Here is a 383-nt window from a genome sequence, read left to right on the forward strand (position 1 = left end):
CAGAGATCATCAGCTGATAATAGTCTCTCCTCTTGTTTTCTGGTATATGAAAGCCGCGTCGAAAATCCGCCGCCTCCTTTGGAGTTCTTGTGCAGCCAAGTTTGCTGGCGCTGACTTTCAAACTCCCCAGTGAGCATCCGATCTTTGCCGCAATATCTTTCAATGGTTCGTTATTAACGTATCCATCAAGAATTATCTTGCGGCGAGCTTCTCCTTTGATCTTATCGTTCATTTCGTGGTCTCCTCACATCGCTTTCACGATGTCGGAATCTATAGGCACCACTCTGAAGTGTGTCGTTAGCCTTGCATCCAGAAACTTATCTCAGGATGCATTTCTTGCTGTAACTCAGCGTGATCGATGATCCGGCCAACAGGCTTGCCAG

Annotated in this window: 1 protein-coding gene; it reads right to left on the reverse strand. The window is 47.0% G+C overall.

Features of this window, described 5'->3' with window-relative positions; translation table 11 throughout:
• Positions 1 to 232, reverse strand: a 232-nt coding sequence (locus EN859_RS35725; RefSeq protein WP_135913637.1) for a hypothetical protein, incomplete at its 3' end; no start/stop codon positions are given.
• Positions 233 to 383: the final 151 nt, after the last annotated feature.

The organism is Mesorhizobium sp. M00.F.Ca.ET.216.01.1.1, from assembly GCF_004010325.2.
Classification (GTDB): domain Bacteria; phylum Pseudomonadota; class Alphaproteobacteria; order Rhizobiales; family Rhizobiaceae; genus Mesorhizobium.